12 protein-coding genes are annotated in these 12,930 nt (G+C 65.3%); 2 read left to right on the top strand and 10 right to left on the bottom strand.

Annotation, left to right across the window (positions count from 1 at the left end; genetic code table 11):
* Nucleotides 1-6: 6 nt before the first annotated feature.
* The 6 genes from CGZ66_RS08540 to CGZ66_RS08515 are packed head-to-tail and all read right to left on the bottom strand — an operon-like array spanning nucleotide 7 to nucleotide 7,134.
* Nucleotides 7-468, bottom strand: coding sequence for a MarR family winged helix-turn-helix transcriptional regulator (locus CGZ66_RS08540; protein WP_095083429.1), 462 nt, complete (start codon nucleotides 466-468; stop codon nucleotides 7-9).
* Nucleotides 465-1,049, bottom strand: coding sequence for an amino acid synthesis family protein (locus CGZ66_RS08535; RefSeq protein WP_095083427.1), 585 nt, complete (start codon nucleotides 1,047-1,049; stop codon nucleotides 465-467). The genes CGZ66_RS08540 and CGZ66_RS08535 overlap by 4 nt, the downstream gene beginning before the upstream one ends.
* Nucleotides 1,042-1,923 carry a UPF0280 family protein gene (locus tag CGZ66_RS08530; RefSeq protein ID WP_095083425.1) on the bottom strand — a complete coding sequence of 294 codons (882 nt, stop codon included), beginning with the start codon at nucleotides 1,921-1,923 and terminating at the stop codon, nucleotides 1,042-1,044. The genes CGZ66_RS08535 and CGZ66_RS08530 overlap by 8 nt, the downstream gene beginning before the upstream one ends.
* On the bottom strand, nucleotides 1,923-3,464 hold the full coding sequence (locus CGZ66_RS08525) for a 6-hydroxynicotinate reductase (RefSeq protein WP_095083423.1): 1,542 nt from the start codon (nucleotides 3,462-3,464) through the stop codon (nucleotides 1,923-1,925). The genes CGZ66_RS08530 and CGZ66_RS08525 overlap by 1 nt, the downstream gene beginning before the upstream one ends.
* Nucleotides 3,461-6,256, bottom strand: coding sequence for a molybdopterin-dependent oxidoreductase (locus CGZ66_RS08520; protein ID WP_167392079.1), 2,796 nt, complete (start codon nucleotides 6,254-6,256; stop codon nucleotides 3,461-3,463). The genes CGZ66_RS08525 and CGZ66_RS08520 overlap by 4 nt, the downstream gene beginning before the upstream one ends.
* Nucleotides 6,257-6,273: 17 nt before the next feature.
* The gene (locus CGZ66_RS08515) at nucleotides 6,274-7,134 is read right to left on the bottom strand and encodes an FAD binding domain-containing protein (RefSeq protein WP_095084336.1); all 861 of its coding nucleotides are present in this window, start codon (nucleotides 7,132-7,134) and stop codon (nucleotides 6,274-6,276) included.
* A 260-nt stretch (nucleotides 7,135-7,394) separates the two neighbouring features.
* On the opposite strand from CGZ66_RS08515, the gene pncA reads away from it, so the two are divergent.
* Nucleotides 7,395-8,009, top strand: coding sequence for a bifunctional nicotinamidase/pyrazinamidase (gene pncA, locus CGZ66_RS08510; protein WP_095083419.1), 615 nt, complete (start codon nucleotides 7,395-7,397; stop codon nucleotides 8,007-8,009).
* Nucleotides 8,010-8,079: 70 nt separating this feature from the next.
* Complete coding sequence (locus CGZ66_RS08505; protein ID WP_167392078.1) at nucleotides 8,080-9,462, top strand: sodium:proton antiporter; 1,383 nt, start codon at nucleotides 8,080-8,082, stop codon at nucleotides 9,460-9,462.
* On the opposite strand, the gene CGZ66_RS08500 is transcribed toward CGZ66_RS08505, so the two are convergent.
* The 4 genes from CGZ66_RS08500 to CGZ66_RS08485 are packed head-to-tail and all read right to left on the bottom strand — an operon-like array spanning nucleotide 9,463 to nucleotide 12,756.
* Nucleotides 9,463-10,197 carry an ABC transporter ATP-binding protein gene (locus CGZ66_RS08500; protein WP_095083415.1) on the bottom strand — a complete coding sequence of 245 codons (735 nt, stop codon included), beginning with the start codon at nucleotides 10,195-10,197 and terminating at the stop codon, nucleotides 9,463-9,465.
* On the bottom strand, nucleotides 10,194-10,919 hold the full coding sequence (locus CGZ66_RS08495; protein ID WP_095084335.1) for an ABC transporter ATP-binding protein: 726 nt from the start codon (nucleotides 10,917-10,919) through the stop codon (nucleotides 10,194-10,196). Before CGZ66_RS08495 ends, CGZ66_RS08500 begins: the two co-directional genes overlap by 4 nt.
* Nucleotides 10,916-11,878, bottom strand: a complete 963-nt coding sequence (locus CGZ66_RS08490; RefSeq protein WP_095083413.1) for a branched-chain amino acid ABC transporter permease — start codon at nucleotides 11,876-11,878, stop codon at nucleotides 10,916-10,918. The genes CGZ66_RS08495 and CGZ66_RS08490 overlap by 4 nt, the downstream gene beginning before the upstream one ends.
* Complete coding sequence (locus CGZ66_RS08485) at nucleotides 11,875-12,756, bottom strand: branched-chain amino acid ABC transporter permease (RefSeq protein ID WP_095083411.1); 882 nt, start codon at nucleotides 12,754-12,756, stop codon at nucleotides 11,875-11,877. Before CGZ66_RS08485 ends, CGZ66_RS08490 begins: the two co-directional genes overlap by 4 nt.
* Between the last annotated feature and the right edge of the window lie 174 nt (nucleotides 12,757-12,930).

Here is a 12,930-nt window from a genome sequence, read left to right as displayed (position 1 = left end):
CGGGACTCAGGCCAGTTTCGCCAGCAGCTTCATGAATGTGGCGATCTCCTTGGCCGAGAGCGGCGCCAGTGTTTCCTGGGTGATGTCGCGGGCAAGCGGGATCAGGCGTTCGACCGCGTCGCGGCCTTCAGCGGTCAAATTGACCAGCAGCCGCCTCTTGTCGACCTCATGCTTGGAGAGATCGACCAAGCCGCGCGCCTTCAGCCGGTCGATGACACCCTTCACCGTCGCCGCGTCCATGGCAATCAGCGTGCCGAGCTGGTTCTGCGAGGTCTCGCCGACATCGCGCAGCTTGGCCAGTGCCGCGAATTGCGGCGGCGTCAGATCGGCGATATGGGCGGCGAAGATCGAGACATGGCGCTGATGCGCCTTGCGCAGGATGAAACCGACCTGCTCCTGCAAGCGATAGTCGTTTTCGTCAGGCTCTTCGGCCTCGACCAGCTTCAGCAGATTGTCCTCGGCGCTCACCGCAGCCCGTCCCAGGCCTTGATATCCCCGGCCGCCAGGCCGCCCATGCGGTCGTGCACGCGTGGCCCGCAGGTCATGGCCAGGCAGAACAGGATCTCGTCGGGGCGCGGGCCGTCGCTGATGCCGACTTCCATGGCGTCGAAATGGCTGCGCACATAGGCGGCATTGATGTGGCCAAGCGGCACGTCGAGCCTGGAGCCGAAGGCGCCGACCTTCTTCGCCGACGGCACGATCGCCTTGGCATCGCCGAGCCGCTCGCGCATGGCGTAGCCGCCGGGCACATGCCACAGCGCGCCGTGCTCCAGTTCGCCTGCGGTGCCGACAATGGCGCCCTTGCCATAGCCGTCGATCTGCTTCACGTCGCCGCCGAGCGCCTCGATCAGCCGGTCGGCCAGCAGCAGGCCGAGCGGCTTCAGATCGTCCATGGCGCTCTGCAACTCCTCGACATAGCGCCCGGCGAACGGGTTCTTGACCAGCGCCATGGCGGCGGCGCGCCGGCGCGGCACCTTGGCCACCGGCCCGCCCTCGTGAAAGATCTCTTCGGTCAGAACCGCGATCTTGCGGATCGGAAACTCAGGCATGGGCAACTTCCTTCCCTGGACTTTTGTCGGGCGCGGCAAGCGCCATGGAACCACTGATGCGGGTCTGGCCGGCAAGAAACAGCGCCGATGCGGCGATCAATCCCCTGCGGCGGAAATCTTCGGCGACGGCAAGTCCGCCGTCCAGCGCCGTGGCGATTTCCTCTGAGGAAAGCCGGTTTACCTCTTGCGTCACCAACCTGTCGCCAAGGTCGCTGTCCGGCGCCAGATCGCGCGCCGGCACGCGCCGGATGGCCGGATGGCCGGGCAGGTCGACGGCATTGGCGATCAGCGTCGCGGCGGCATCGGCCTCGGCCCCGGTCCGCGCCAGCACGGTGACGGCATCGGCGATGCCAAGCGAAAACGAGCGTCCACGCCAGCCGCTGGTGGCGACGCCGCGCACGCCATCGCCGGCATGGATGACAATGCGGTCGGCCAGACCGTGGCCGGTGCCGGCGATGGCAAGCGTCATCGACTGGCCGGCGCCGAGATGGATCGCGCTGTCACCGCCATTGTTGACATAGGCGCGGTCGAGCTTCCGGCCGGCAAACATTGTCTCGAGCATTTCGTCGGCTACCGAACCGGCGACGGCGGCCATCGGCGTGATGAAATCTTTCGCTAGGGGCGCGACGGCCGCTTCCATGCGCTGCGCTGTCGAACCGGCGAAAGCGCGCGGTCGACTCGTGGCCGGCTGGCGCAATTCCGGCAATTCCTCGACCATCTCCGGCAAGATGGTCTGGAAACGCGCCACCGCCTGCTCAAAGGCCTTGCGGCATTCGTGCGCCTCGCCAAAGGCCTCGACGATCAGGTCGATCGGCCCGTGGTTCAGATGCAGCCGCTTGCCGTCCTGCAGCCAATGCGCTTGCGGGCCGGACATCACCCGGCCCCGTTGGAGCGAACACGGTGCAATTGTGCCAGCGGCGGCCATGGATTGCCGGCCGCGGCACCTGAGCCGCGGCGCGGATTGAGATACTCACCTCCCTTGGCGACGATATCCTCGACGCTGCGGATTTCGGCCTCGTAGCCGCCGAGCCTGACATAGTCGTCGCGGCGCAAGGTGAATTCGATCGGCGCCACCAGCGCCGGGGTCGGCACATAGCCGAAGGCGCCTTCCGGCACCCGCGTGACATCGACCATCAGCGTGATGCCGCCGCCCGGCCAGACATAGACCGGCGCGCCGCCGACTGTCACGTAGGTGCTCAGGCCTTGCACGGAACGGGTGAGGTTGACCGGGTTTTCGGTGACGCCAGCGCGCAGCGAGCCACCGGCGCCGCCGATGAACAGCACGGTGCACAGCGCTGGCTCGCAATTGTCCTCGATCAGCCCGACTGACTTTTGCAGCCGCTCCGGAAAGGGTTTCTGTACTGGTTTCAAGTCGTCATCGAGTTCGTAATAGGCAAACTGCTCGCCGGTGGTCGAAACCATCAGCAGCGACAGGCCCGGCCGCGCGCCCTTCTTGGCGTTCCACTCGCCGAGGATCGACAGCGGGTCGGATATGCTGGTGCCGCCCCAGCCGAGGCCGGGATCGGACACCTTGAAATAGCGGCCCGGCGTCGAGCGGCGGCCGATGATTTTTATGCCCGTGTCCTGCCAGCCCAGTACCTTGCCGGCCTGATGCTCGGACACGACGCCGGTGATGTGGTCGTCGACCACCACCACCTCGTCGACCAGCCCGCGCCATTGCGTGGCGAACATGCCGATGGTGGCCGAGCCGCAGCCGACACGCATGCGGTGTTCCTGCTTGCCGTCGATAACCGGTGGTTTGCCGGCTTCGACGATGACGGTGGCACCGCCGTCGATGCTGAGCTCCACTGGCTTGCGGTTGCACAGATGGAGCATTGCGTCGCAAGTGGCCCGGCCTTCCGACTTCGAGCCGCCGGTCAGGTGATGCACGCCGCCCAGGGACAGCATCTGCGAGCCATATTCGCCCGTCGTGATATGGCCGATCGCTTCGCCTTGCGATCGTACTGTAGCCGTTTCGGGCCCGATATGACGGTCGGTGTCGATCTTCACCTTGACGCCGCAGTAGGAGAAGATGCCCTCGGTAACGACAGTGACGAGATCGACGCCTTCGACTTGCTGGCTGACGATGAACGGCGCCGGCTTGTAATCGGGATAGGTGGTGCCCGCACCGATGGCGGTGACGAAGCGGCGGCCGGTGTTGACCAGCTCGCCGTCCCATGCCTCGCCCTCGGCGATGAACGGCACCATGGCCGCGCCGGTCTCGGCCGCATGGTCGAGGATGGTCAGCGGATCCACGCGCACGATCCTGCCGCCGATATTGCCGTAGCGGTCGCAGGCGCCGGTACGGCCATCGGCGATGTAGCACATGACCGGACAGGCATCGCAGCGGATCTTCTCCGCCATCTGCTTTTCGCCGGGATCGTGGGTTTCGAAGCGTTCGGCAAGCTCGCTCATGGACGTGCCTCCTTTTCGCGAATGGCGGCGCGGATGCGCGTCGGCGTCGCCGGAACCTTGGTGACCAGAACGCCGGTGGCGTGGCGGATGGCGTTGAGGATCGCCGGCGCCGTCGGGATCAGCACATGCTCGCCCAGGCCCTTGGCGCCGAACGGTCCTTCGGGATCGGGAACCTCGATCAGGATGGTCTCGATCGGCGGCACGTCGCCAATGGTCGGAATGAGGTAGTCGTGCAGATTCTCGGTGCGGCCGGGGATATACTCCTCCATCAGCGCCATGCCGATGCCTTGCGCGATGCCGCCTTCGATCTGGCCCTCGACCAGCAGCGGGTTGATCGCCTTGCCGACGTCGTGCGCCGCGGTGATCTTGATCAGCTTGACCGTGCCGAGCTTGAGATCGACTTCGAGTTCGGCGATCTGCGCACCGTAGCCATAAACCGCATAGGGCTTGCCCTGGCCCTTGGCGTCGAGCGGCAGTGTCGGCGGGTCGTAGCTTTCCTCGGCGCGGAAGACGAAGCCATCGGCATCCACATCCAAAGCTGCGAGGTCGATGTGGCGCGTGGCCTCGCCCTCGCGGATGATTATCGCCGGGCCATCCAGTTGCAGGGATGCTTTCTCCGAGACATTGGCAAAGCGCAGGATCTTTTCGCGCAAGGCACGGCCGGCCTTTTCGGCAGCCTTGCCGGTCACGAAAGTCTGGCGCGAGGCCGATGTCTTGCCGGCATCGGGGGTGATCGCAGTATCGGCACTCCTAAGCTTGAATTTTTCCAGCGGCAGGCCGAGCGCGTCGGCGCAGATCTGGGGGATGACCGTGTTCGAGCCCTGGCCTATATCGACCGCGCCCTGATGCAGGATGATGTCGCCTGAAGCCGCGATGCCGACGCGGATGGTCGACGGGTTGGGCAGCGAGGTGTTGCCGCAGCCATACCAGCAGGAAGCCACACCAACGCCGCGCTTTCTATCCCTGTTGGTATCGTTGAACGCGGCAGCATCGGCCTTCGCCCGAGTCCAATGCGGCCGTAGCGATTCCAGGCATTCGGCGATGCCGACGCCGGACTCCAGCCGCTGTCCGGTAACCGTTTCGGATCCGTTCCGAAGGCAGTTTTTCAAGCGAAACTCGAGCCGGTCGATGCCCAGTTTGTCGGCCAGCTCGTCATAGAGCGTCTCCTGCATGATCGCCGCTTGCGGCACGCCGAAGCCGCGGAAGGCCCCGGAGATCGGCCCATGGGTGTGAATGGCGCGGCCCTCGGCGCGATAGTTCGGTGTCGCATAGGGGCCGGAGGCGTGCACCGGCACGCGGTTTGCCACAGTCGGCCCCCAGCTGGCATAGGCGCCGGTGTTGAAGTCGCCGGCAAAGATCATGCCGGTGACATGGCCTTCGGCATCGGCGCCGATGGTCGCCTTCATCTCGGCCGGATGGCGCTTGGTGGTCGATATCATCGATTCGTTGCGGGTATAGGCGAGCGCCGCCGGCCGACCGGTCTTCAGCGCCACAAGGCCGATCAAAGGCTGCAGCGAAACGTCGAGCTTGGAGCCGAAGCCGCCGCCGGTCGCGGTCGGCACGATGCGCACCTTGTCGATGGCAAGGCCGAGCACCTTCGCGGTCTCGTCGCGGTCCATATAGGGCGCCTGGGTGCAGGCGACGACGACCAGCGTGTCGCCATCCAGATATGCATAGCCGGCTTCCGGCTCGATATAGGCGTGCTCGACATAGGAGGTGTCGATGGCGCCGGACACGGTGATGGCAGCGCCGGTAAGTGCCGCCTCGGGATCGCCGCGCTCGACAAAGCCGGCGGTGAGCAGGTTCGCCGGGCGATTGTCGTGGATCAGCCTGGCGCCGCTGGACTGCGCCTCGCAAGGCTGCAGGAGATGCGGCAACTCGCTCCAGCGTATTGGGAAATCCGACAGGTCGAGATCGAGGATGGCCTCGCGCTCGCCGGCGACCAGCGCCACCGCCTCGCCCCGAAGGCGTGCGAAACCCTCTGCCAGCGCCGGCTGGTCGGCGAACGGGCCGATGACGCCGAAGCAGTTCTTGCCCGCAATGTCGGCGGCGGTGAAGACACCGGCGATGCCGGGATGCGCCTTCACCCAGCCGTCGAGGTCGCCGAAGGTAAAGCTGGCATGGTAATGCGGCGAGCGCATCACCAGCACGGCCAATGCATCGGCGGGGAAGGAATCGCCGCCGAATTTTTCACCGCCGGTGACCTTCGGCACGCCGTCGAGCCGAATGGGCGAAGAGCCCACAGCTTGGCCCGATTGCGGCAATCGGAAATCGAGGCTTCCTTCCTGCAGGGAGGCATCCATCACCGCTGCGATGATTTTCCGGTAACCGGTGCAGCGGCAGAGGATGCCGCCCAGCGCGTCCTGGACCTCGGTCTCGGTCGGTTTGGGCTTTTTGTCCAGCAATGCCGTGGCCGCGACAAGCAGGGCCGGCGTGCAGATGCCGCACTGTGCCGCGCCATGGTCGAGGAACGAGGCCTGCAGCGCCGACAGCCGGCCATTGGCGAGCCCTTCGACGGTTGTCACAGCCGTTCCCGCCGCGGAAGCCGCCGACATCAGGCAGGCGCAAACCGGATCACCGTCGACCAGCACCGTGCAGGCGCCGCAGTCGCCGGCGTCACAGCCGACCTTGGTGCCGGTCAAAAGCAGTTCGTCGCGCAGCACCGAGGACAGCCGACGCAGCGGCGGCACGTTGACCGAGATGGCTGCGCCATTCACCTCGAAGGCGATGTCGGCTCGCTCAGGGCCGAGGCGAGGCTGGCCGTCGCCCAGGTCGGGCAGAGCTTCACGCATTTCAGGCGAGACCTGGCTCATGCCGCCACCACCTCGGGGTCGTTCATCAGCCCACAGGCCTTGAGCACGGCGCGGGCAACGATCTCGCGCACCGCATCGAACCGGTATTCGGCGCTGCCGCGCACATCGGCGATCGGCGACAGCTCAGCCATCGGCGCGGCCAGGACCGCATCGGCGAGCGCCTGGCCGGCGGGCCGGCCGCGCAAGGCGGCTTCGACGCCGGCGAGGCGCTTGGCCACCACCGAGCAGGAGCCGGCGGTAACCGCCGCTTCCACGACAATGCGGTTGTCAACCACCAGACGCGCCGCCACCATGGCGATGGAAATGACGAGATAGCGCCGCGCGCCGAGCTTGACGAAAGCCGACGTGCCGGCTGCAGGTTTCGGCACGCGGATGGCCGTGACCATCTCGCCGGGCTGCAGGGCCGTGCGACGATTGCCGAGAATGAAGTCCTGCAGCGGCAAATAACGTGTCGTTATCGCCGATCGCAGTTCGACCTCAGCATCAAGGACGAGCAGCGCCGGCACGCCGTCGGCGGCCGGCGAGGCGTTGCAGAGATTGCCGGCGACCGAGGCGACGTTCTGGATCTGCACCGAGCCGACCTCACGCGCCGCCTGCTTCAGCGCATCGAAGGCCGGTGGCAAGGGATGGCGGATGATGTCGGTCCAGGTCGTGCGCGCGCCGATGACGAAGTGGTCATCCGTCTCGGCAATGCCGCGCAGCGCCGCCAGGCCATTGATGTCGAGAACATTGTCACGGAACGGCTTGCTGCCTTGTGCCGGATAGAAATCGGTGCCGCCGGCTAGAATGCGCCAGGCGCCCTCGCCAAGCAAAGCGAGCGCTTCGTCGACTATGGTGGGTTTCGCGTAACGGATCACGCTTTGCCTTCCAGAAAAGAGGCCTTCCAGAAACCGGTATTTCGAAAGACTCCACCAGCATTGGAGCCGGGCGGAATTCATTCGTATGCAAATGATATCAAGACGGCAGGAATTGTCAAAGCCGGAGTTTGCAGCGGCTCGGTCGGCACGCATTTGTTACGATGTTGTTATGCTGCCAGAGGTTGACGCAGCCAGTCATCTGGTCGAGTTTCTGCCTCCGGTCGCAACAGCGGCATCAAGACAGAGAGGAAGGAAGCCGCATGGCCGACGAAGCGCTTGTTGTCATCGACCTGCAGAACGATTTTTGTCCGGGCGGCGCACTGGCGGTTGCCGGCGGCGACGAGATCGTGCCGCTGGTCAATGACCTGATCCGGCACGCCGATCATGTCGTGCTGACGCAGGACTGGCATCCCGCCGGCCATTCGAGCTTTGCCTCCAGCCATCCGGGCTCGCAGCCGTTCACGATGATCGACATGCTCTACGGCCAGCAGACTTTGTGGCCGGACCACTGCATCCAGGGCAGCCTGGGTTCGGATTTCCATTCCGGCCTCGCCTGGACCAAGGCGGAGCTCGTCATCCGCAAGGGTTTTCGGCCTGCCATCGACAGCTACTCGGCCTTCTTCGAGAACGACCGGACGACGCCGACCGGCCTTGGCGGCTATCTCAGGGAGCGCGGCATCGACACGCTGACCCTGGTCGGCTTGGCAACCGATTTCTGCGTTGCCTTTTCGGCGCTGGACGCCATCAGCCAAGGTTTCAAAACCACCGTCCGGCTCGATGCCTGTCGTGGCATCGATCTCAACGGTTCGCTCGAGACAATGCTGCACCGCATGCGCGACGCCGGCGTGACGCTTGAAGACCACGTCTTGGATTGAACTGAACGTGGGGCGCAAGAGGGGCTTTTTGCGGATTGCGACAGGAGCGGGCGCTGTGATCGCCGTCGCAATGCTGTTTCCAGGCCAGGCCTTGGCAGCGGAGGAACACGCGCTGCCCGGCGCCGCGATGTCGCTGTGGTGGGCGCTGCCCTTTGCCGGCCTGCTGCTGTCGATCGCCACCGGGCCTTTGCTCTTCCATCACATATGGGAGCATCATTATGGCAAGATATCAGCGCTGTGGTCGGCGCTGGTGATCGTGCCGCTGGCCTTGGCCTTCGGCATTCCCAGCGCGACCGAGGCGGTGCTGCACGCGCTGCTCACCGAATACATGTCGTTCATCATCCTGCTGTTCGCGCTCTACACGATTTCGGGCGGCATCCTGCTTGCCGGCAACATCCACGGGACGCCGCTGGTCAATGCCGGGCTGCTGCTTGCCGGCGCGATCCTGGCCTCCGTGATCGGCACGACCGGCGCCTCGATGGTCCTGATCCGGCCGATCCTGCGCGCCAACGACGCCAGGCCGTTCAACGCCCATGTCGTCATCTTCTTCATCTTCCTGGTTTCCAACATCGGCGGCTCGCTGACGCCGCTCGGCGACCCGCCGCTGTTCGTTGGTTTCCTGCGCGGCGTCGATTTTTTCTGGACCACCGCCAACCTCTGGCGCGAGACGCTGTTCGTCGGCGTCGTCGTGCTGGCCGTCTTCCTGGCCATCGACATCATCCTCCACCGGCGCGAAGCTGGGGCGCCGAAGATCAAGGATCCGACACCGGATACGAAGGTGCGCCTGCGCGGCCTGGCCAACCTTCCGCTGCTGGCTGGCGTGATCGGTGCGATCCTGCTGTCGGCGGCCTGGAAGCCGGGCGTGACCTTTTCCGTGTTGGGCGTGAGCCTCGAGCTGCAGAATCTGGTGCGCGACGCCATCAACCTGGCGCTGGCCTTGCTGTCGCTTCCCCTATCGTACAAGAGCCACCGCAAAGCGAACGGCTTCAACTGGGGGCCGATAGCAGAGGTGGCGAAATTGTTTGCCGGCATCTTCATCTGCATCGTGCCGGTCATCGCCATCCTCAGGGCAAGCCATGACGGCGCTCTGGCGCCGCTGGTGGCACTTGTCAGTTCGCCCTCCGGCCAGCCCAACGATCTCGCCTATTTCTGGCTGACCGGGGCGCTGTCGTCCTTCCTCGACAATGCGCCGACCTATCTGGTGTTCTTCGAACTCGCCGGCGGCGACCCTCGGCATCTGATGACGGAGTTCGCCTCGACCTTGGCGGCGATTTCGGCGGGTGCGGTGTTCATGGGCGCCAACACCTATATCGGCAATGCACCCAATTTCATGGTCTATGCCATCGCAAGGCATCGCGGCGTGAAGATGCCGGGCTTCTTCGGCTACATGCTGTGGTCCGGGCTGGTGCTGATCCCGACTTTCCTGGTCGCCGGCTTTTTGTTCTTCGGCTGATCAGCCCACGCCGACATAGCGACGCACTGCCGACGGGTCGGCACGCAGTTCCTCGACATCGACCGTCTCGCGGTTGCGGCCGTTCTCGATGAAGCAAACACGGTCGGCAACGGACAGCACCGCATCGACCCGCTGTTCGACCAGGATCGTGGACACACCCATGTCGCGCAGCGTCGACACCGTCTCGCGGATCTTGGCGATCATCGACGGCATCAACCCTTCGGTCGGCTCGTCGAGCAGCAGCACCTGCGGTTCCAGGCAAAGCGCGCGCGCCATCGCCAGCATCTGCTGCTCGCCGCCGGACAAGGTGCCCGAGCGTTGCCGCAGCCGCTGGCGCAGCAGCGGGAAAAGGTCGAGCACGGTTTCGCGCGTCGCCTTGCCCTTGCCGCGAGCCATCAGGCCGATCTCGATGTTTTCAGCCACCGTCATTTCGGCGAACAGCCGCCTTCCCTGCGGCACATAGGCGACGCCGGCCTTCGGCACCTCATGCGCCGGCAGACCGGTCAATTCCTGGCCACCGAGCCTGATCGAGCCGGCGCTTGAGGGGACCAGTCCCATGATGGCCTTGAGCGTCGTCGTCTTGCCGGCGCCGTTGCGGCCGAACAGGCAGAGCACCTCGCCCTTGTTCAGCACGAGATCGAGGCCGTAAAGCACCTGGACCTCGCCATAGAAGCAGTCCAGCCCCGAGATCGCCAGCGCCTCGGACCTTGTCTCCGCTTTGGTCGTTTCGGTCATGGGGCGGTCCCCAGATAGGCTTGCTGAACGGCCGCGTTCTCGCGGATCGCCTCGGGCGTGCCTTCGGCGAGGATCTTGCCGGCGTTGAAGACGGTGATGCGGTCGGCCAATTGCATCACGACCGGCATGTTGTGTTCGATCAGGAGCACGGTCGCATTCGCGGCGATCTCGCGCACCAGGGTGATGAAATTGTCGATCTCGCTGTCAGCCAGGCCCTGCGTCGGCTCGTCGAGGATCAGCAGGCGCGGCTTCAGCGCCAGGCCCATCGCCACTTCCAGCAAGCGCTGGTGGCCATAGGACAATTGCCCGGCCGGCATGTGGGCGCGGTCGGCCAGGCCGGTGCGGTCGAGCGCCGCCATGACGCCGGCACGCACCGCGCCCTTCGAGCGGCCATCGCTCAGCGTGCGCTGCACCGGCAATGCGACATTGTCGTAGGCGGTGAGGTTGGCGAAGACGCTGGTGATCTGGAACGTGTAGGCGATGCCCTGGCGGACGCGGACATAGGCAGGCAGGCCGGTGATGTCGGCGCCATCGAAGACGATCATGCCCGACGACGGCTGGATGCGGCCGCTGACCAGGCTGACGAAGGTGGTCTTCCCCGCCCCGTTCGGGCCGATGACGGCGCGGATCTCGCCGGGCATCAAGGTGAAATCGACACTGTCGACGGCGCGCAGGCCACCGAAGTTGCGCGACAGGCCCTTGGTGGTCAAAAGCGGCGTCACGGCAGCCACCCGAGCCAGCGCTGCCGCATGCTGCCGAGAATGCCCTTGGGGAAAAACAGCACCAGCAGGATGAGGGCGACGCCGACGATCAGCAGATAGGCCGAGGTGTAGCCACTGGTGATGTCGATGACGTAGTACATGAACAAGGTTCCGATCAGCGGCCCAAGCGTCGTGGCGGCGCCGCCGAGCAGCACCCACAGCAGCGGCAGGATTGAATACTGCACCGAAGCGAAGCCCGAGCCGACATAGCCGAACAGCAGCGCATAGGCAGCACCCGAGGCAGCGCAGACGATGCCGGAGATGACGACGGCGGCGAGCTTGTTGGAGAAGGTGTCGTAGCCCAGCATCTTCGTCCGCTCCTCGTTCTCGCGGATGGCGACCAGCACGCGGCCATATCTGGATCGGACAAGGACAAGCGTGATCATCAGCACCAGCGAGAACAAGCCGAGCGCGCTCATGTAGCGCACGGTCGGGTTGGTGAGATCGAGCGATGTGGCGCCGAAAGCAAGCACCCGCGCCGGCTGCGGCACGACCATGCCCTGGTCGCCGCCGGTCCATGACGAGAAGTAGAGAATGATGAGGTAGAACACCTGCGCGAACATCATGGTGACGATCATGAAGGCGACGCCTGACGTGCGTAGCGCCAGCAGGCCGATCACCAGGGAAAGAACGACACCGCAGCAGAGGCCCGCGGCGAATGCCGCCGGCACGCTCCAGCCAAGCTGGATGACGGCAAGGCCGGCACCGTAGAGCCCGGCGGAAAAGAACATGGCGTGGCCGAGGCTGAGCAGGCCGACATAGCCGAACAGCATGTTGTAGCCCATGGCAAAGACCGCCAGGACCATGATGCGGGCGAGCAGGCCGTGATAGTACTCCGGCAAAAGGAAGCTCAGCACGAACAGCAGCGCGATGGCGCCGAAATGCAGGCCGTAGGCCTTTGCCGGCGAAGCTTCGCTCATCGCGACGCCGTCCCGAACAGGCCTTGGGGCCGGAACACCAGCACCATGGCGACCAGCAGCGTGGCGATGATCTTGGCCAGCGTCGGCGAGAAGAAGACCGAGATGATGCCGTCGGACAGGCCGATCAGCACGGCGGCGACGACCGTGCCGCGCAGCGAGCCGAGACCGCCGATGATGACGACGATGAAGGACAGCAGCAGCGGATCCTGGCCCATCAGGTAGTGCGCCTGGCTGATCGGCACGATCAGCACCGCGGCGATGGCCGCCAGCATGGCGCCAAGCGCGAAGACGCCGCCATAGACGCGGCCGACCGGGATGCCGAAGGCTTGCGCCGTCTCGCTGTCGTACTGCGTGGCGCGCATGACCAGGCCGATCTTCGTGCGCGTCAGCACCAGCCATGTCGCCACCAGCAGAAGCGCGGAGGCGGCGATGACAGACAGTTTGTAGCCGGAATAGCCGAACCACGGCAAAAGGATGCGATAGCTGAACGGCGGCTCCACCGGACGCGCCTCGGGACCGTAGAAGGTCAGCGCCAGCTGCTGGATGATATAGAGCATGCCGATGGTAGCGACGATGGTGGCTTCCGGATTGTAGTTGAGCCGGCGCAGCACCAGCCGTTCGGCAACCAGCGCGATAACGCCGACGATCAGTGGCGCAATCACCAGCGCCGCCAGGAAGCCAAGCGCCGGGTGCCCCCCGATCGCCGTGGTGATCGCCCAGGCGAGCACGGCGCCGAGCATGAAGAACTCGCCATGGGCGACGTTGACGACGCGCATGACGCCGAACACCAACGACAGCCCAAGCGCCGTCAGCGCCAGCACGGCGGAGGTGACGAGGCCTTCGAGGGCGGCGAGGAGGAGGTGGGGACCGAAGTGCATCGGTTAAGCGCCGGCGGATGCGCGAGGCACCCCCCTCTGTCCTGCCGGACATCTCCCCCGCAAGGAGGGAGATTGGATTTCACCGCGGGTTTCGCCAACTATCAACACTGGCAAATAGGTACCGCCATGCGACCTGCCGATCTCCCCCCTTGAGGGGGGTGAGAAGTGGTCCGC

Origin of the sequence: Mesorhizobium sophorae (assembly GCF_002270415.1) — a bacterium.
Lineage (GTDB): Bacteria > Pseudomonadota > Alphaproteobacteria > Rhizobiales > Rhizobiaceae > Mesorhizobium > Mesorhizobium sophorae.
The sequence above is the reverse complement of the archived record's forward strand: the minus strand, read 5'-3'. Positions and strand labels throughout refer to the sequence as shown.

Excerpts from the sequence above, each read along its gene's own strand:
- CGZ66_RS08520 (WP_167392079.1), bottom strand. The coding sequence starts at position 6,256 with ATGCGTGAAGCTCTGCCCGACCTGGGCGACGGCCAGCCTCGCCTCGGC.
- CGZ66_RS08500 (WP_095083415.1), bottom strand. The coding sequence starts at position 10,197 with ATGACCGAAACGACCAAAGCGGAGACAAGGTCCGAGGCGCTGGCGATC.
- CGZ66_RS08490 (WP_095083413.1), bottom strand. The coding sequence starts at position 11,878 with ATGAGCGAAGCTTCGCCGGCAAAGGCCTACGGCCTGCATTTCGGCGCC.
- CGZ66_RS08535 (WP_095083427.1), bottom strand. The coding sequence starts at position 1,049 with ATGCCTGAGTTTCCGATCCGCAAGATCGCGGTTCTGACCGAAGAGATC.
- CGZ66_RS08485 (WP_095083411.1), bottom strand. The coding sequence starts at position 12,756 with ATGCACTTCGGTCCCCACCTCCTCCTCGCCGCCCTCGAAGGCCTCGTC.
- CGZ66_RS08530 (WP_095083425.1), bottom strand. The coding sequence starts at position 1,923 with ATGTCCGGCCCGCAAGCGCATTGGCTGCAGGACGGCAAGCGGCTGCAT.
- CGZ66_RS08505 (WP_167392078.1), top strand. The coding sequence starts at position 8,080 with ATGCTGTTTCCAGGCCAGGCCTTGGCAGCGGAGGAACACGCGCTGCCC.
- pncA (WP_095083419.1), top strand. The coding sequence starts at position 7,395 with ATGGCCGACGAAGCGCTTGTTGTCATCGACCTGCAGAACGATTTTTGT.
- CGZ66_RS08525 (WP_095083423.1), bottom strand. The coding sequence starts at position 3,464 with ATGAGCGAGCTTGCCGAACGCTTCGAAACCCACGATCCCGGCGAAAAG.